The following is a 19654-nucleotide window of genomic DNA, read 5'->3' on the forward strand; positions in this document are numbered from 1 at the left end:
GAGTGCTTCATCAAATCATCGACCGCAGGCTGGCCGGCAAGAACAAGAGCATCGCCAATCGCGAACGCTTTCTGCGTCGCGTCAAGAACTACATTCGTCGTGCCGTGTCCGACGCGGTGCGCGACCGTAGCATCAAGGATATCCAGAGCACGCAGAGCATCACGATCCCGCGCAAGGACATCGCGGAGCCGAATTTCCGGCACGCGCCGGGCGGGCGTCGCGAATATGTGCACCCGGGTAATGAAGACTACGTGCGCGGCGACAAGATTCCGCGTCCGCAGGGCGGCTCGGGCGGCGGCGGCAGTCAGGCGAGCAACGAGGGCGAAGGGCAGGACGACTTCGTGTTCGAGCTGTCGCGCGACGAATTCATGCAGTACTTCTTCGACGATCTCGAACTGCCGCGCCTCGTGAAGACGCACCTGCTGACGGTGCCGAGCTGGAAGAACGTGCGCGCGGGCTGGTCGGCGGAAGGTACGCCGAACAACATCGACGTCGTGCGTTCGCTGCGCAGCGCGCTCGGCCGGCGCATCGCGCTCGGCTCGCCGCTCGTCAACGAGCTGCGCGAGCTCGAGGCGCAGCTCGAAGCGCTGAAGAGCGACCCCGAAGACCGCCGCGCGGAAATCGCGACGCTCGAGGCCGAGATTCATCACCTGAAAGGGCGCATCTGGCGGATTCCGTTCATCGATCCGTTCGACCTGCGCTACATCAACCGCGTGAAGCAGCCGCAACCGTCGAGCCAGGCCGTGATGTTCTGCCTGATGGACGTGTCGGGCTCGATGGACGAACAGCGCAAGGATCTCGCGAAGCGCTTCTTCATCCTGCTTTACCTGTTCCTCAAGCGCAACTACGAGCGCATCGAAGTCGTGTTCATCCGCCACCACACGCGCGCCGAGGAAGTCGACGAGGACACCTTCTTCCATTCGACCGAAAGCGGCGGCACGGTCGTGTCGAGCGCGCTCGAACTGATGCGCAAGGTGATGGACGAGCGCTACTCGCCGACCGAGTGGAACATCTACGGCGCGCAGGCATCCGACGGCGACAACTGGACTGACGATTCGCCCAAGTGTCGCAAAATCCTGGAAGAGGATATCCTCACCAAGACGCGTTACTTCGCGTATATCCAGGTCGCGCCGGAAGAGCAGAATCTGTGGCTGGAATACGCGCAACTGGCCCTGTCGCAACCGCATCTCGCGATGAAAAAAGTGGAATCGGCTGCGGACATTTACCCGGTGTTTCGCGAATTGTTCGAAAAGCAGGTGGAAATGTCATGACGACCCGCCATCTGCACAACGAGTCGCGCGGCTACGAGCCGCGCCCTTCCGGCGACGATACGGCCGGCCCTGCCGCACCGCAGCAACGCGCGCAGGCCGAACCGCCGCCGCCGGCCGCCGACTTGCCCGGTTCCGGGCAAAAGGAAGCGCGTATGAACGTTGCCGAACGCAAGCCGTTGCCGTGCCCGTCCGACTGGACGTTCGAATTGCTCGAGGAATACGACACGCACATCTCGCAGGTCGCCGAACAATACGAGCTCGACATCTACCCGATCCAGCTCGAACTGATCAGCGCCGAGCAGATGATGGATGCGTATGCGTCGGTCGGGATGCCCGTCAACTACCGTCACTGGTCGTTCGGCAAGCACTTCCTCGCGACCGAGAAGAGCTACCGCCGCGGCCAGATGGGCCTGGCCTACGAAATCGTCATCAATTCGAACCCGTGCATCGCGTATCTGATGGAAGAGAACACGATGACGATGCAGGCGCTCGTCATCGCGCACGCGGCGTACGGGCACAATTCGTTCTTCAAGGGCAATTACCTGTTCCGGCTGTGGACCGACGCGCACGCGATCATCGATTATCTCGTGTACGCGAAGAACTACGTCGCGGAATGCGAGGAGCGCTACGGCCTCGATCGCGTCGAGGAACTGCTCGACTCGTGCCATGCGCTGATGAATTACGGCGTCGACCGCTACAAGCGGCCGCAGAAACCGTCGCTGTCGAAGGAGGCGGCGCTGCGGCGCGAGCGCGAGGCGTACCTGCAGTCGCAGGTCAACGAGCTGTGGCGTACGCTGCCGGGCAAGAAACCGGAGCTGACGGAGGAGCAGGACGACCGCTATCCGTCCGAGCCGCAGGAGAACCTGCTGTATTTCGCTGAGAAGAATGCGCCGCTGCTCGAACCGTGGGAGCGGGAAGTGATCCGCATCGTGCGCAAGATCGGCCAGTATTTCTATCCGCAGCGGCAGACGCAGGTGATGAACGAAGGCTGGGCGACGTTCTGGCACTACACGTTGCTCAATACGCTGTACAACCAGGGGAAGCTGGAAGACGGCTTCATGATGGAGTTCCTGCATTCGCACAGCAACGTGGTCTACCAGCCGCCCGTCACGAAGCCGTACTACAGCGGGATCAACCCGTATGCGCTCGGTTTCTCGATGATGAGTGACATCCGACGGATCTGCGAAGCGCCGACGGAGGAAGACTACAAGTGGTTTCCGGAGATCGCGGGCACGCCGTGGCTGCCGGCGATGCACTACGCGATGCGCAACTTCAAGGACGAGAGCTTCATCGCGCAGTACCTGTCGCCGAACCTGATCCGCGAGATGCGGCTCTTCTCGGTGCTCGACGACGACATGCGCGATTCGCTCGAGGTATCGGCGATCCACGACGATTCCGGTTACCAGTACGTGCGGCAGGCGTTGTCGCGGCAGTACGACATCCATCACCGCGAGCCGAACATCCAGGTGTGGGCCGTCAATACGCGCGGCGACCGCAGCCTCACGCTGCGCCACTTCATGACCGACAACCGCCACCTGTCGGGCGACAGCGACGAAGTGCTCAAGCACATGGCGCGGCTCTGGCAGTTCGACGTGTACCTGGAAAGCGTCGACGAGGCCGGCACCGTGCGCAAGCGCTACGAGTGCCGCTACGTGCCGCCGGAAGTGCGCGTGTGATCGTCGCAGCAGTCGGAAATGTTTGCATCGAACGCCAGCCTTCGGGCTGGCGTTTTCATATGACGAACGCGTGGCGGGAGAAAATTTTTCTACATCCGGACGAACCCGGAGCGCTTGTTACTTTACATTTCGCTAAAATCCCGTAGCGCCGTGCGCCGGAACCGGTGCCACGTGCGACCGCACGCGGCGGCCCCCAGCCGTCTCGCCCAGAAAGCACTAAAAGGAACAGACCAACCCATGGACGTCCAGACCGACCAAGCTGCGCTGTCCGCGCATGACACCCGGCGGCGCGTGTTCGCCATCGTCGGCGCCTCATCGGGCAACCTCGTCGAGTGGTTCGACTTCTACATCTACTCGTTCTGCGCGCTGTATTTCGCGCCGGCGTTCTTCCCGAGCGGCAACACGACGACGCAGTTGCTGAACACCGCCGGCGTGTTCGCGGCCGGCTTCCTGATGCGTCCGATCGGCGGCTGGCTGTTCGGCCGCATCGCCGACCGTCACGGCCGTCGCGCGGCGATGATGATCTCGGTGCTGATGATGTGCGGCGGGTCGCTCGTGATCGCGGTGCTGCCGACCTATGCGCAGATCGGCGCACTCGCGCCGGCGCTGCTGCTGGTCGCGCGCCTGTTCCAGGGGCTGTCGGTGGGCGGCGAGTACGGGACGAGCGCGACCTACATGAGTGAAGTCGCGCTGAAGGGGCGTCGCGGCTTCTTCGCGTCGTTCCAGTACGTGACGCTGATCGGCGGCCAGCTGTGCGCGCTGCTGGTACTCGTGATCCTGCAGCAGACGCTGTCCGCCGGCGAGCTGAAAGCATGGGGCTGGCGCATTCCGTTCGTGGTCGGCGCGGCGGCCGCGCTGATTTCGCTGTACCTGCGCAAGTCGCTCGACGAGACGTCGACGAGCGCGTCGCGCGACAAGAAGGACGCCGGCACGATCCGCGGCGTGTGGCAGCACAAGGGCGCGTTCTTCACCGTGGTCGGCTTCACGGCCGGCGGCTCGCTGATCTTCTACACGTTCACGACGTACATGCAGAAGTACCTCGTGAACACGGCCGGCATGCACGCGAAGACGGCCAGCAACGTGATGACCGTCGCGCTGCTCGTCTACATGCTGATGCAGCCGGTATTCGGCGCGCTGTCGGACAAGATCGGCCGCCGCACGTCGATGATTTTGTTCGGTTCGTTCGCGGTGATCGGCACGGTGCCGCTGATGCATGCGCTGAAGGACGTGACGAGCCCGGTGGCCGCATTCGTGCTGATCACGGTGGCGCTGGCGATCGTCAGTTTCTACACGTCGATCAGCGGCCTCATCAAGGCCGAGATGTTCCCGCCGGAAGTGCGCGCGATGGGCGTCGGCCTGTCGTATGCGGTGGCGAACGCGATCTTCGGCGGCTCGGCCGAGTACGTCGCGCTGTGGTTCAAGTCGATCGGCAGCGAGGAAACCTTCTACTGGTACGTGACCGTGCTGTGCGCGATCTCGCTGATCGTGTCGTGGCGGATGCGCGATCCGAGCAAGGAAGGGTATCTGCGTCACGAGCCGTGATCGGGCTGCGCGTCGCGCGTACTTGCATGATGACGAACGTCCCGCCGGTTGGCGGGACGTTTTTTTTTGCGGCGTGCGATTCCGCACGCGCCGGCATGAGCGTGCCGCGTCATATCGATATGGAAATCGATTCGTTGTCCATGACGGGCGATTTCCTTAATCTGGCTGCGTAGTTCGTGTGACACCTCCTTGACTGGGATTCGCGCCCGCTGCTTGCAGCGGGCGTCTTTTTTTGTGTGACCGCGTGCGTGACCGCAGCCTATGTGCCTCATCACGAAACCCGCAGAGCAAAGCACCATTTGTTGGTTCGAATTCGCCGCACGCGCTGATACGTTAGCGGCTTCGCGACGGCACACTCCGTCGCGATGTGTTTCGAACCGTGCCGCCGCGCGATCCGCGGCGGCCTCCATAACAAATCAGGTCGTGCTCATGAAAATCAACACGCTCGCTACGTGGCTCATCGGGGTCGCGCTCATCTCCGCAGGCACCGTCGCGCATGCGGACCGTCTCGACGACATCAAGAAGGCCGGCGTGCTGCGCGTCGCGACGTTCGACAGCAACCCGCCGTTCGGTTATGTCGACGCGAAAAGCAACCACATCGTCGGTCTCGACGTCGATTACGCGAAGGCGCTCGCCGACAAGCTCGGCGTGAAGCTGCAACTGCAACCGACCAACCCCGCGAACCGCATTCCGTTTTTGACGTCCGGCAAGGTCGACCTCGTGCTCGCGAACTTCACGATCACCGACGAGCGCGCGAAGCAGGTCGACTTCAGCATCCCGTATTTCTCGTCGGGCCAGCAGTTTCTCGCGAAGAAGGGCGTGCTGAAATCGGCCGACCAGCTGAACGCGCTGCGCGTCGGCGCGGACAAGGGCACGACGAACGAGATCACGCTGCGCGAGAAATTCCCGAAGGCGACGATCGTCGCGTACGACGACACGCCGTTCGCGTTCGCCGCGCTGCGGGCCGGCAACGTGCAGGCCATCACGCAGGACGGCCCGAAGCTGATCGGCCTGCTCGCGAACGTGCCCGACAAGCAGAACTACGAGATCCCGGCGTTCACGATCTCGAACGACTACATGGGCGTCGGCGTGCCGAAGGGCGAAACGCGCCTGCTCGGCTTCGTCAACGACACGCTGAAGGGGCTCGAGGCGAACGGCCGCGCCACGCAGATCTACGACGCATGGTTCGGGCCGACGACGAAAACGCCGCTCACGCGCATTTTCCGGATCGGCGACAAGACCTGACCTTCGCTGCACGCGCGCCGCGATCGGCCGGAACACCGGCCGCGCGGCGCTTTTCGTTTTCATCTCCGACCGCGCGCGTCGTGCGCGCTCTCCAGCATGCTCGGATTGGCTCCCAAATATCTGTCCTGGCTCTGGCAGGGCTTCCTGCTGACACTCGGCCTCGCGGCCGCGTCGGCCGTCGCTGCGACCGTCGGCGGGCTGCTGCTCGCCGTGATGCGCCATGCGCGCGGCAGGGCGCCGCGCGCGGCCGCCGCCGCGTACGTCGTCGCGTTTCGCAACACGCCGCTGCTCGTGCAACTGCTGTTCTGGTATTTCGGCGTCGCGTCGTTGCTGCCCGACAGTTGGATCGCGTGGCTCAATGCGCGTCATGCGGTGAGCGCGGGCCCGTTCACGATCGCGTGGCCGTCGTTCGAATTCGTCGCGGGCTGGGTGGGATTGAGCGCCTATACGGCTGCGTTCGTCGCCGAGGAATGCGAAGCCGGCCTGCGCGGCGTGCGGCGGGCGCAACACGATGCGGCGGCCGCGCTCGGCCTCACGCCGACGCAGTCGCTGCGTTACGTGGTGCTGCCGCAGGCCGTGCGCATCGCGCTGCCGCCGCTGTTCGGCCAATACATGAATCTCGTGAAGAACTCGTCGCTCGCGATGGCGATCGGCGTGGCCGAGCTGTCGTATGCGTCGCGGCAGGTCGAGACCGAGACGTTCAAGACGTTCGCCGCGTTCGGCGTCGCGACGCTGCTGTACGTCGCGGCGGTGGCCGCGATCGAGGCCGGTGCGTATGCGGCCACGCAATGGCGCGACCGGCTCGGAGCAGGGCGCTGACGATGGATCTTTCGCTGCTGCTCTCGAATCTGCCGTACCTGTTGGTCGGTGCGTTTCCGGACGGCCCGCTCGGCGGCGCCGCGCTGTCGCTGGTGCTTGCGCTCGCGAGCGCCATTGCGTCGGCCGTGCTCGGCGTGGCGCTCGGTGTCGCGATGGCGCTCGCACGCGGTCCGTCGCGCGTGCTGCTCCTCGCATTCATCGGTTTCTTCCGCGCGACTCCGGTGCTGATGCTGATCTTCTGGACGTATTTCCTGATGCCCGTGCTGCTGCACATGGACGTGCCGGGGCTCGCGACGGTCGTGTGCGCGCTGGCGCTGGTCGGCGGCGCGTATCTCGCGCATGCGGTGCATGCGGGGATCGTCGCGGCGGGCGACGGGCAATGGCAGGCGGGGCTCTCGCTCGGGCTCACGCGCTGGCAGACGGTGCGCTACGTGCTGCTGCCGCAGGCGATCCGGATCATGACGCCGTCGTTCGTCAACCAGTGGGTCGCGCTCGTGAAGGACACGTCGCTCGCGTATATCGTCGGCGTGCCGGAGCTGTCGTTCGTCGCAACGCAGGTGAACAACCGGCTGATGGTGTATCCGGCGCCGATCTTCCTGTTCGTCGCGGTGATCTATCTGGTGCTGTGCACGTCGCTCGATGGCGCGGCGCGGTGGTTGTTGTCGCGGGGCGCGCAGGCGCGGCGTGTCGAGAGCACGGCGGTCGAACGGATCAAATCCTTGCAATGATGTAATCCCGATAAGCAATTACAAGAGATCTGATTACAGGTCGCATGCCGATTCGACCTCGCAATTCTGTCAGGGATTTTTTTGAACTGACGGGTGAGGTAAGATTCGCCCGGATTGCCGTTAACAATACCGTCGATATTTGCAGTCGACGGAGTATTTCTTTATATAAAATATCGAGATAGTCGGATTGGCATGGCAGTAATCGACCGATGTATCGAGTCGTCTCGTCCGTCGCATCTCGGCGACGATTGACACTCGTTGACGGTGCCTTTCCACGATTTCAAATAGATTCCACGCGATGTCCGAGGCCGTCAGGGCGGATCGAACGAAAATCGCGAGTAGACCAAGAAGATGAACAAAAAACAACATCGGCTGGTATTCAGCCGCGTACGGGGTATGTTGGTTGCCGTCGAAGAAACGGCCGGCAAGACGGGGAAAACAAATACGGGCGAGACTCGCCGTGTCGCCAAGCGCGGCGCCGAGCATCCTGCAGCGATGTTCGCGTTACGGGTGACTGCATTCGGCGCGCTGGTCGCAGCCGGCGCGAATCCGATATGGGCGACTGCGCAGATCGTCGGCGCGGGGCCTCACGCGCCCGCGGTGGTGCAGACGCCGAACGGCCTGCCGCAAGTCAACATCAACACGCCGAGCGCTGCCGGCGTGTCGCTGAACACCTATAACCAGTTCGACGTTCAGAAAAACGGCGCGATCCTGAACAACGCGTCGACGATCGTCAACACGCAGCAGGCCGGCTATATCAACGGCAACCCGAACCTGAGCGCGGGGCAGGCGGCGCGCATCATCGTCAACCAGGTCAACAGCACCGCGGCGAGCCAGATCAAGGGGTATGTGGAGATCGCGGGCAGCCGCGCGGAGATCGTGCTGGCCAACCCTGCCGGTATCGTCGTGGACGGTGGCGGGTTCATCAATACCTCGCGCGCGGTCTTGACAACCGGCGTGCCGCAGTTTGGCGCGGACGGGTCGTTGACGGGCTTCAATGTCAATCGCGGCCTCGTAACCGTGCAAGGCGCGGGCCTCGATACTTCGAATGTTGATCAGACCGACATCATCGCCCGTGCCGTACAGGCTAATGCCGCGATCTACGCGAAGAATCTCAATGTAATCGCCGGTACGAACCAGGTTAATCACGACACGCTTGCCGCGACGCAGGTCGCCGGTGACGGTCCTGCACCTGCTGTCGCGATTGACGTCGCTCAGTTAGGCGGCATGTATGCCAATAGGGTGTTTCTGGTTGGCAACTCCGCAGGCGTGGGTGTCGCGAACGCAGGGACGATCGCGGCGCAGGCAGGCGATTTGACGTTGCAATCGGACGGCCGGCTCGTGCTTGCGGGCAAGACCACGGCAAGCGGCAACCTCGCGATGGCGGCGTCGGGCGGCATCCAGAATAGCGGCACCACGTATGCGCAACAATCGTTGTCGGCGAACACTGCAGCCGATCTGACGAACAGCGGGACGCTCGCGGCGCAGCAAAATACGACGGTCAACGCCGGTAGCATCAACTCGACCGGCACGCTCGGGGCGGGCGTGAACAACGACGGTTCCGTGGCGCGCAGCGGCGACCTGAACCTGACCGCGTCGGGCCAACTGACCGCGACCGGCCAAAAAGTCGCGGGCAGTAACGCGTCGCTGACGGGCGGCAGTGTGAATCTCGCCGGCAGCCAGACCGCCGCGAACGGCAATCTGTCGCTGAACGCGACGGCCGGCGACGTGAATCTGTCGAACGCGACGACGAGCGCGCAAGGCGCTATTCAGGCGAACGCATCGGGCACCGTGATCAACGATCACGGCAGCCTGTCGAGCGGCAACGGCACGACGCTGACCGGCGGCAACCTGTCGAACCAAGGCGGCAAGGTGTCGTCTCAAGGCGCGCTGTCGGTGAATGTCGCCGGCCAGATCGCCAACCAATCCGGCGAACTGGTATCCGAAAGCACGGCGGACGTGCGTGGCGGCGCCATCGCGAACAACCAGGGCACCGTTCAAAGCGCAGCTAGCACGACGGTGGCCGGTGTGTCGCTGGACAACACGGCGGGTCGGATCACGTCGCTCAACAGCGACGGCCTCTCCGTGACGACCAGCGGCCAGTTGACCAACGCAGCGGGCAAGACTGCAAACGGCGCGCAGGGCGGCGTGATCGGTGGCAACGGCGACGTCACCGTGCACGGCGGCAACGTTGCCAACCACGGGACGATGACGTCCAGTACGAATCTGCATGTCTCGGGACAATCGATCGCCAATAGCGGTGGCGCTTTGCAGGCTACGCAAAAGGTGGCGGTCGATGCGGGCGCGCGTCTGATCAACAGCGGCGGCTCGATTGTCGCTCAGACGGCGGCACTGAGCGGCACGACCCTCGACAATAGCGCAGGCGCGGTGAAGGCCGACACGGTGTCGTTGAACGCGACCGACCTCGTGAATCACGGCGGCACGATCACGCAGATCGGCACCGGCGCGATGAGTGTGAACGTGTCGGGCACGCTCGACAATTCCGGCGGCGGTACGTTGCAAACCAACAGTAGCGACCTGACGCTCGCTCCCGCGTCGCTGGTCAATGACGGCGGCAAGATCACGCACGCGGGCACCGGCACGCTTACGCTCGGCAACGGCACGGGATCAGTGTCGAACGTCGGCGGTACGATCGCGAGCAACGGGCGCGTGGTGGCGCAATCGGCCACGCTGAACAACACGTCCGGCTCGATCAGCGGGCAAACCGGCCTGTCGGCCACGGTCGGTAGCGCGCTGAACAATACGAATGGCAAGCTGCTGTCCAATACGGACCTTGGCATCACCAGCGGCACGCTCACGAACGACGGCGGTCAGATTAGCGCGACTACGAACGCGATGATCCACACAGGCTCGATGACGAACCTGAGTGGTTCGATCGTTGCGCCTAACCTGTCGGTGACGGCTGATTCGACGCTTAACAATAGCGGCGGCAAGCTCGAAGCCAACCAGCTCGCGTTGACCACACCGAACCTGACGAACCATGGCGGCACGATCACGCAATATGGCTCGTCGACCATGGCTGTCGACGTCAGCGGCACGCTCGATAACTCGGCAGCCGGTGTGATTCAGACGAACAGCACCGACCTTACGCTGACCCCGGCTTCGCTCGTGAACGATGGCGGCACGATTACGCATGCGGGTACCGGCACGCTGACGATTGGCAACGGCACTGGTTCGATTTCGAACGTCGACGGCTCGATCGCGAGCAATGGGCGAGTCGTCGCGCAAAGCGGTTCGCTGAACAACACGTCGGGGGCGATCAATGGCCAAGCCGGGGTGACAGCGACGATCGCCGGCGCATTGAACAACACGCATGGCAAGCTGTTGTCCAGTACGGACCTTGCCGTTTCCAGCGGCACACTGACGAACGACGGTGGCCAAATTGGCGCAAGCGCGAACGCGATGATCTACACGGGCGCGATGTCGAACCTGAGCGGTTCGATCGTTGCGCCTAACCTGTCGGTGAAGGCCGACTCGACGCTTGACAACAATGACGGTTCGCTCGAAGCGAATCAGCTCGCGTTGAGCGCGTCGAATCTCACGAACCGCGGCGGCACGATTACGCAACTTGGCTCGTCGGCCATGGCTGTCAACGTCAGCGGCACGCTCGACAATTCGAATGGCGGCACGCTACAAACCAACAGTACGGACCTGACGCTTTCTCCTGCATCACTCGTGAACGATGGCGGCACGATTACGCATGCCGGCAGTGGCACGCTGACGCTTGGAAACGCGACGGGATCGGTATCGAACGTTGGCGGATCGATTGCAAGCAACGGTAGCGTCGTGGAGCACTCGGCCACGCTGAACAATACGTCGGGGTTGATCAACGGCAAATCCGGGTTGACGGCGACGGTCGGCAGCGCGTTGAACAATACGAACGGCAAGTTGCAGTCCCGTGCGGACCTTGGCATTTCCAGCAGCACGCTGACGAACGACGGCGGTCAGATTGGCGCGAGCACGAATGCGTCGATCCACACGGGCTCGATGACGAACCAGAGCGGATCGGTCAGCGCGTCCAATCTGTCCTTGACGGCCGGTTCGACGATCGACAACAGCAGGGGCAAGCTCGAAGCCAACCAACTTGCGTTGACCGCGCCGAACCTGACGAACCACGGCGGGACGATCACGCAATATGGCTTGTCGGCCATGGCTGTCAACGTCAGCGGCTGGCTCGACAACTCCGCAGCGGGCGTGATTCAAACGAACAGTACGGACCTGACGCTGGCCGCTAGCCAATTGAACAATGCAGGCGGCACGATCACGCATGCCGGTACCGGGACGCTGACCATCGCGCCGGGTAACGGCGCGAGTGCGCTGAACAATGCAGGCGGAACCATTGTCACCAAGGGGCGAGCGGTTGTCGACGCGAGCAGTTGGGACAACTCGAACGGCATTCTCGCGGCACAGGGCGGCGTGACGGCGACGGTTGCGGGCGACGTGAACAACGCACAAGGGCTGGTGCGTGCGGGCGCGTCTCTGTCGTTGACGAACGGCGGCGCGCTGGTGAACCAGGCCGGGCACGTTCAGGCCGGTCAGGCGACGGCGGGCGACACGAGCACGCTCGCGATTCATTCCGGATCGGTCAACAACGCCGACGGGGTCATTACCGACCTCGGTACGGGCGCGATGACCGTGCAGGGCGGCAACCAGATCACGAACAGCCGCGCGGGCAACGTGTCGGGCATGGGCGCGATCACCGGTAACGGCGACGTTACGATCAGCGCGACATCGATTTCGAACACGCAAGGCGGGCAGTTGAGCGGCACGAGCCTCCATGTTCAAGGGGCGACCTTGGACAACAGCGGCGGGCAAATCGGCAGCGTTGCGAATTCGAGCGGCAACGTGGACGTGACGACGAGCGCCGCACTCACGAATACGAATGGGCAAATCAGCTCGACGCACGACCTGACGATCACGGCTCCGACACTGCAAGGCGGCGGCGCGTATAGCGCAGCGCACGATGTACGCGTGAACCTGCAAGGCGATTACACGACAACGCCGGATACGCAGTTCAACGTCGGCAATGATCTTACCTTTGCGCTACCCGGCACGTTCACCAACAACGCGGGTTTCCAAACCATCAATGGCCTGAACATCAACGCGGCCAATATCGTCAATTCGGGCGCGTTGTCGGCTGGTGGACTGCTGCATACGCAATCGAGCAATCTGTCCAATACCGGGGCGCTGGTGGGCGCGAGCGTCTCGCTCAACGCAACCGGTACGGTGTCGAACGTCGGGTCGACGGCGTTGATTGGCGCATCGGATAGCAACGGCAAGCTTGAAATTCTCGCGCACGACATCGAAAACCGTGACGACGCGACGGCGACCGATTCGATGCCGACGACGGCGATTTTCGGGATGGGTAAGGTCGTACTCGCGGGTGGCAAGGACGCGAGCGGCAATTATACGAACGCGTCGCTGATCAATAACGTATCCGCTCTGATTCAGTCCGGCGGTGATATGGAACTGCACGCCGACAAGGTGACGAGCACGCGTCGTGTGATGAGCACCTCGGGAAGCACGAGTAACGTTGATCCGGCGGCCCTCGCGCAATACGGCATTAGCCTGTCAGGTTGCGCATCGTACTTCGCGGTGAATTGCATGAACGGGGGGCAGATGATCGCCGGTCTCCGGTCCGACAACATCACACCGGCCGAAGCGGCCGCCATCATCGCCCAGCCGGGCGGCATGTACATTGAGCCGCCTCACGGCGGCCAGTGGAACAGCGCGTACTTCTACACGACCTACACTGGAACGGCTGTGGGGAACACGGCCACGGCATTGAGCCCGACTGCGCAAATCGTGTCAGGCGGCAAGATCGATGCCTCATCGACCGGCACCCTGCAAAACTACTGGAGTAGCGTCACAGCGGTTGGCAATGTCGATATGCCGCATGCCTACGATGCCAATGGTTGGGCGGCTACCGGCCAGCAGGCGCCGACCGTAACGGTGACGTACTCGGGCCAGTATCACTACAACAACTACGATAGCAGCGAATATAACTGGCAATTGCCGTTTGGCAACGCGCCATTTGTGACGGGCAATCCGGGGGGCTACACCCAAGCTGCGCCAGCGGACGTCAAGACCTACAAGCTGCCGGGCTACGATTCGACCTTGGGTTCGAATGGCACGATTTCCGGCACGGGCGTGAGCATCAACAATACCGCAGGCAACGCATCGCTTCCGTCGCTCGGGCTGCTGCCCGGTCAATCGATCACGGGTTTGACGCCGGTCTCGCTCAATGGCGCAGCGGCGGGTTCGGGGGCGACGGTGACGCCTGCCACGCTCAACGGCAATGCAACGGCCTCGGCAACGACTGGTGGCGCCGTTCGAGGAACGATCGCGGGCGCGGGCGCCCAGTCGGCGGCGCCGGTGCATGGCGGCGCCTCAACACCGGTCGATCGGATCATTGCAAGCGCGACTGCGTTGAACGTGCTGAACAACCTGACGATTCCGCAGGGTGGCTTGTACCGACCGAATCCGTCGCCGAATGCGAGCTACGTGATCGAGACGAACCCGGCGTTCACGAACCAAAAGAGCTTCATTTCAAGTGACTATTTCTTCGGTCAGATTGGCGTCGACCTGACCCACATTCCGAAGCGACTGGGCGACGGGTTCTATGAGCAACAGCTTGTTCGTAATCAGGTGACGGCGCTGACCGGCCGCGCGGTATTGGGTCCATACGCGGACCTTCAGGCGATGTATCAGCAACTGATGGCGGCGGGCGCATCGTTGGAGAAGTCGCTTAATCTGCCGCTGGGCGCGAGCCTGTCTTCGGAGCAGGTATCGAAGCTGACCGGTAACGTGATCATGATGGAAACGCGCGTGGTCGACGGTCAGTCGGTGCTCGTGCCAGTTGTGTATCTGGCACAGGCGAACCAGCAGAACATCAATGGTCCGCTGATCACCGCCACCGACATCGATCTGAAGGACGCGCAGAACTTCACGAACAGCGGCACGCTGAAGGCGGACAATTCGCTGTCGATTCAAGGCAAGCAGATCGACAACGCGTTCGGTGCGCTTCAAAGCGGCGGCCTCATGTCGCTGAAGACGGACGGAAATGTCGACCTGACCTCGGCGAAGGTGAATGCGGGTAGCCTGAAGCTGAATGCAGGCGGTGATCTCATTCTCAATAGCGCGGTGAATACCGACACCCAGGTAAGCCGCGACGGTGCGACGAGCGTCAAGACGACGCTTGGGCCGATTGCTCAACTCGACGTCAAGGGCGACGCGGCGATCATCGCCGGCGGCAACCTTGAACAGCATGCGGGTGCGCTGACAGTTGGCGGGAATCTCGGCCTGCTTGTTGGCGGGAACTACGGCCTCGGTACGCAGCAAGTCGGCGAACACAAGATCGTGCAGCGCGCGAATGGCGTATCGAATACCGACATCAACGGTGTGGTTGGGAGCGCTGTGAATATTGGTGGCGTGTCGATGATCGGGGTGAATGGCGATCTGACCGCAGCCGGCGCGCAAATCAACCTGGGCAACGGGGGCACGATCGCCGCCAAGGGGAATGTCACGCTTGGCGCGGCGAGCACGACCTCGACGATCGACAGCAACAGTTCGGGTAGCGACCACCACGGCAGCTATTCGGAAACATTGCACACGTCCGACCAGACCGTGGTTGGCACGGCGGTGCATAGCGGCAATACCGTGAACGTTGCTTCAGGCAAGGACATCAACGTCATCGGAAGCACGATCTCGCTTGACCAGGGCAACGTGGGCCTGATGGCAGTCGGCAACGTGAACGTCGGCGCGGCGACCGAAACCCATGTGTCGAACATGGACGAGTCGCACGACCACGGTGGCGTCGCAAGTCATGCGAGCGCGACAAACCGGGTTGATCAGACCACCACGTATGCCAATGGCAGCACGATCTCGGCCGATGGCGTAACGGTCGTAAGCGGGAAAGACATCAACGTCACCGGTAGCTCCATTGTCGGGACGCACGATGTGGCACTGTCGGCCAAGGACAATGTCAACATCACTGCAGCAACCAACACGTATCAGGACAACGAGTATCACCAAGAGAAGCATTCGGGCCTGTCCGGCTCGGGTGGTCTGGGTATCACGATCGGATCGAGCGAAAAGAGCGATCGATATAACGCAACTTCGACGACGCAAAGCCAATCACGCAGCTCCGTCGGCAGCGTCGAAGGCAACGTGAAGGTGTCGGCTGGCAAGGACGTTCATATCGGCGGTAGCGATGTGGTCGCCGGCAAGGCGGTGGACGACGTCAAGGGCGCGACGGGTAACATCAGCATTGCTGGCGAGAACGTCACGATCGACTCGGGACAGGACCGTGCGCAATCGCATGATCAGCAAGAAGCGCGTTCGAGCGGGTTGACGGTGGCGGTCACTGGTACGCCGTTTGATACGGTGCGCAACCTGAAAGCGGATGCGTCCTCGGGCAACGGTTTCCAGCGAGGCCAATCGGTGCTGACCGAAATCGGCGCAAGTGCGGCCGATGTGCCGTCGATTTCGGTGACGTACGGTCGGAGCCGTAGCAGCAGTACGACCGACATGTCGAGTTTGACGAATGCGGGAAGCACGGTGCGTGGCGGCGGCAACGTGACCGTGAAAGCGACCGGCGGTGCGCAGAAAGATGCGAATGGGAACACCGTGGACGGCGATATTGCCGTGATTGGCTCCGCGATCAGCGCTGGCGGTACGGCGACGCTGGATGCCAACCGCGACGTGACGTTGCAGGCGTCGACCGATCAGCTTCGGCAGAGTACGTCGTCGAGCAGTTCCAGCACGAGCCTCGCGCTACTGTCGGCGCCGAGCCTTGGAGACGTCGCTCGCTGGATCGGCGGCACGGCCAACAGTGGCGGGAACAGTCCGTCACCGTACAACGCGAGCCGGAGCAATTCGGACGGCAGCCAGACGATGACCCAGCAAACGGCGTCGTCGGTCACTGGCAATAGCGTTGTCATCAAGAGCAAGACGGGCGACATTAACGTCGTCGGGTCGGGCATCAGCGGAACGCAGGGCGTCGATCTCGTCGCTACACAGGGCGCGATCAATGTACTGGCGGGGCTCGAAACCAACGTGACGCACCAGGAATCGAGTAGCCACCAGGTTGGCAGCCTCGGTAGCAACGGCACGGCGACCGGTTTTTCGGTCGGTGTGGCGAATAGCCATAGCGTGCAGGACACGTCGTCGCAAACGCAGAGCACGATGCGCAGCCAGATTGTGAGCGGCAACGGCAACGTGACGCTCGATGCGAAGCAGGACATTACGGTGGCAGGCTCCGACCTGAGTGCGGGTAAGGATTTGACGCTGATCGGCAAGAACTTGAATCTCGATCCGGGAACGGACGCGACACAGAGCCGCATGAGTCAGGATTCGAGCCAGTTCGGCGTCAGTGTTGCGCTTGGCGGTGCAGTGGGCAATGCAATCGCGCAGGCGAACCAGGCGTTTGGCCAGCCGGCGCGCGGCGGCGACTCGCGATTGGCGGCGCTCGACAAGGTACAGGCCGGACTTGCCGCATACAACGCATATCAAGTTGGTAGTGCATTGAGTAACGGGCAGCCAACGAATCAGGCACTGGTCAAGGCGACGGTCAGCATTGGCGGCGGTACCAGCCACAGCGAAGCGCAATCGAGCTCGGTCGCCAACGACGGGAGCACGCTGCACGCTGGCGGTAAGGCAACGCTGATTGCAACGGGGAGCGGAGCCAAGGATGCAAATGGCTTTGCGACCGACGGTGACATCAATGCCAGCGGGACGCAGATTAGCGCGCAGCACGTTGAGCTGAGCGCGGCGCGCGACATCAACCTGACGAGCGCGAAGGATACGAGCCAGCAATCGAGCAGTAACAGTAGCAGCAGCGGGAGTATCGGTGTCGGAGCCGCTCTCGGTGGACAGCAGAATGGTTTCACGCTTGAGCTTGGCGCGAGCACGGCACACGGCCATGCGAACGGTAACAGTGTGACGAATCGGGATACGCAGATTAACGCGAGCGATACGCTGTCGATTACGAGCGGACGCGATACGAACTTGCGTGGAGCCGAGGTGTCGGGCAATACGATCAACGCGAGTGTCGGGCGCGACCTGAACGTCCAGAGCCAGCAAGACACCAGCACCTACGACAGCAAGCAATCGAGCGCCGGATTCCAGGCAAGTATTTGCGTGCCGCCGTTCTGCTATGGCCAGACGGTCAGCGGCAGCGCGAGCGCGAGCGAGCAGAACATCAACGCGAACTATCAATCGGTGAACCAGCAAAGCGGCATCTATGCGGGTACCGGCGGGTATAACGTGAACGTTGGGAACCATACGCAGCTCGACGGTGGCGTGATCGCCAGCACGGCGACGCCTGATAAGAACAGCTTGTCGACGCAGACGCTTGGCTATTCGAATCTGGAGAACCACGCGTCTTACTCGGGCGATACGGTGGGCGTCAGCGCGAGCGGTGGATTCGGGAACAGCACGCCGGGGGGCGTGAATCTCAATACGCCTGTCAAGCAGGGCGCTAACAACACAACGGGAGCGCTGAATTCGCAGGGCCTGGGGCCGAGCGGATTCTCGGCAGCTGGCACGAGCAGCGACGCGTCGGGGACGACCTATGCGGCTGTCAGTCCTGGGAAGATCACGGTACGCGGTGACACGGGTACCGGACACGACAGCACTGCTGGGCTGAGCCGCGACACGGCGAATGCGAACGGTGCGGTACAGAACACGTTCAATGCGCAGAACGTGCAGAACGACATCGCGGTTCAGCAGTCGGTCGGCCAAGTCGGTATGCAGGTGGTGGGCGACGTAGCGAACGCATTGCAAAACAAGGCGATCGCAGACGAAACCAAGGCCCGACTGGCATATGCCAACGCTAGTGCCACAGGCGACACGGCCGGGATGGCCCAGGCACAGGCAGATTTCACGGCGGCGCAACAGCAGGAAGCTTTGTGGGGTAACGATGGTGCCGCACGCATTGCGTCGCACGCAGGAGTAGCTGCAATCGGGGCGGCGATGGGCGGTGGCAATGTGGCCGGGGCGGCCGCTGGCACGGTAGCCGGTGACATGGCAGGCAACGCCGTTGGGAACGCGCTCGGCGATACACTGGGCGGCACGTTGTTGGCGAATGCGGCATCGGGGCTGGCTGGTGCGGCGGCGGGCGGTTTGCTGGGCGGCTCGGCTGGTGCGATGAGCGGCGCAAATGGTGCATTGAGCGCGGATCTGTTCAATCGCCAACTTCACCCGCAAGAACGCACCATGATTTCTACGGCGGCGAAGGGTATTGCAGCCGCGATCGGTAAGACACAGGCTGATCAAGCGACGCTGACTGACTACTGGACCAATATGCTGACGTTGGCGGCAGGCGCAAAGGTAGACGCGGCCGCGCAGTCGCAGCTCACGAACTACGTATTCCAGTTAGCGCAGGCTGCCCAAGCGTCGGGCAATACGCAGACCCTGAACAGCTTTATGCAAAATCTGGTGATTGCACAGAACGCGATCGATCGGATGTCGGGCTACACGATCTCGGGGACGACCGGTCCGATCGTGGCGGATGGTAGCCCGGTCAAGACGTTCCAATCGACTACTGCGCAGTACAACGATAAGTACTTGTTCGATTCACCGGCTGGCACCGCGCAGGCGTTAGCGCTGGGACAGACGCCACATACAGCGGGGATTGGAGAGAAAAACTACGCTACGGCCGGTGCGATAAATCAGCAGGTGGCGGGCTTTGAGCAAAACGTGCTTCAGCGAGCTGGGGCGTCGAACGGCGCAGTTACGCCGGACTACACGGTCGAGAATCTGGTAGGGGGGGCGGCCGTTGGCAAGATTGTTTCACGCGTGCTCGGCGCGGTTTTCGGCTCAGGAGCCGAAGGAGCGGTGCAAGCCGCCGTAGACAGCAAAGTTGCTGGTGTATCGGATGGCGCTGGCGGTGCTGTTGGAGTACCCAAGACTATTCCTTATCAGCCGAGCGGGACCGTGATTCTGCAGGGAAATGCGCCAGTATGTGGTCCAGCGTGTGCGGCAATGGTTATTACAGATAACACCGGAAACTCAGTCAGTTTGGCAGACGCGATAGGTAGTTTCACAAATGGCATCCGACCAACGGGCGTCAGCACGACCGAGCTATCGAGCGTAATATCAAACGCTGGAGTGCAGAATACTGTTGAGACGGTGATGTTGCCAGGGCAACTGAGTCGAGTGTTGTCAAATGGGCAGTCGGCAATAGTTAATGTTAACGGGCACTTTATCATCGTGGACAGCGAAACGATGGTTAACGGAGTCTCGTACTACATGACTCGGGACCCTTACGTGGGTCCCCGTGGAGTCTTGGCTAGCGCACTAAATTCTGCTATGTCACGTGGCGTCAATGCAATTGTGATAGGGAAGTAAC

The 19654-nt window shown here is 62.3% G+C and carries 8 protein-coding genes; all 8 read left to right on the top strand.

Features of this window, described 5'->3' with window-relative positions:
* Positions 1–2: 2 nt before the first annotated feature.
* The 8 genes from J8I33_RS08920 (at position 3) to J8I33_RS08955 (ending at position 19653) form a co-directional block, all read left to right on the top strand.
* A complete protein-coding gene (locus J8I33_RS08920; protein ID WP_006476064.1) occupies positions 3–1271 on the top strand; it encodes a YeaH/YhbH family protein in 1269 nt (422 codons plus the stop codon).
* Positions 1268–2947, top strand: a complete 1680-nt coding sequence (locus J8I33_RS08925; protein WP_050012590.1) for a SpoVR family protein — start codon at positions 1268–1270, stop codon at positions 2945–2947. Before J8I33_RS08920 ends, J8I33_RS08925 begins: the two co-directional genes overlap by 4 nt.
* Positions 2948–3184: 237 nt before the next feature.
* Positions 3185–4489, top strand: coding sequence for an MFS family transporter (locus J8I33_RS08930; RefSeq protein ID WP_050012591.1), 1305 nt, complete (start codon positions 3185–3187; stop codon positions 4487–4489).
* A 26-nt stretch (positions 4490–4515) separates the two neighbouring features.
* The gene (locus tag J8I33_RS08935; RefSeq protein WP_185731858.1) at positions 4516–4662 is read left to right on the top strand and encodes a hypothetical protein; all 147 of its coding nucleotides are present in this window, start codon (positions 4516–4518) and stop codon (positions 4660–4662) included.
* A 256-nt stretch (positions 4663–4918) separates the two neighbouring features.
* On the top strand, positions 4919–5734 hold the full coding sequence (locus tag J8I33_RS08940; RefSeq protein WP_209925573.1) for an ABC transporter substrate-binding protein: 816 nt from the start codon (positions 4919–4921) through the stop codon (positions 5732–5734).
* Between the two features lie 96 nt (positions 5735–5830).
* The gene (locus J8I33_RS08945) at positions 5831–6553 is read left to right on the top strand and encodes an amino acid ABC transporter permease (RefSeq protein ID WP_209934664.1); all 723 of its coding nucleotides are present in this window, start codon (positions 5831–5833) and stop codon (positions 6551–6553) included.
* 2 nt (positions 6554–6555) lie between these two features.
* Positions 6556–7281: an amino acid ABC transporter permease gene (locus J8I33_RS08950; RefSeq protein ID WP_209934669.1), complete on the top strand. Its 726-nt coding sequence runs from the start codon at positions 6556–6558 to the stop codon at positions 7279–7281.
* A gap of 351 nt (positions 7282–7632) precedes the next feature.
* Positions 7633–19653 carry a hemagglutinin repeat-containing protein gene (locus J8I33_RS08955; protein ID WP_209934676.1) on the top strand — a complete coding sequence of 4007 codons (12021 nt, stop codon included), beginning with the start codon at positions 7633–7635 and terminating at the stop codon, positions 19651–19653.
* Position 19654: the final 1 nt, after the last annotated feature.

The sequence above is a fragment of the Burkholderia sp. AcTa6-5 genome, from assembly GCF_017815075.1.
In the GTDB taxonomy this organism is placed as follows: domain Bacteria; phylum Pseudomonadota; class Gammaproteobacteria; order Burkholderiales; family Burkholderiaceae; genus Burkholderia; species Burkholderia sola.

Coding starts and splice junctions, on each gene's coding strand:
- J8I33_RS08945 (WP_209934664.1), top strand. CDS start 5,831: ATGCTCGGATTGGCTCCCAAATATCTGTCCTGGCTCTGGCAGGGCTTC.
- J8I33_RS08940 (WP_209925573.1), top strand. CDS start 4,919: ATGAAAATCAACACGCTCGCTACGTGGCTCATCGGGGTCGCGCTCATC.
- J8I33_RS08955 (WP_209934676.1), top strand. CDS start 7,633: ATGAACAAAAAACAACATCGGCTGGTATTCAGCCGCGTACGGGGTATG.
- J8I33_RS08935 (WP_185731858.1), top strand. CDS start 4,516: ATGATGACGAACGTCCCGCCGGTTGGCGGGACGTTTTTTTTTGCGGCG.
- J8I33_RS08925 (WP_050012590.1), top strand. CDS start 1,268: ATGACGACCCGCCATCTGCACAACGAGTCGCGCGGCTACGAGCCGCGC.
- J8I33_RS08950 (WP_209934669.1), top strand. CDS start 6,556: ATGGATCTTTCGCTGCTGCTCTCGAATCTGCCGTACCTGTTGGTCGGT.
- J8I33_RS08930 (WP_050012591.1), top strand. CDS start 3,185: ATGGACGTCCAGACCGACCAAGCTGCGCTGTCCGCGCATGACACCCGG.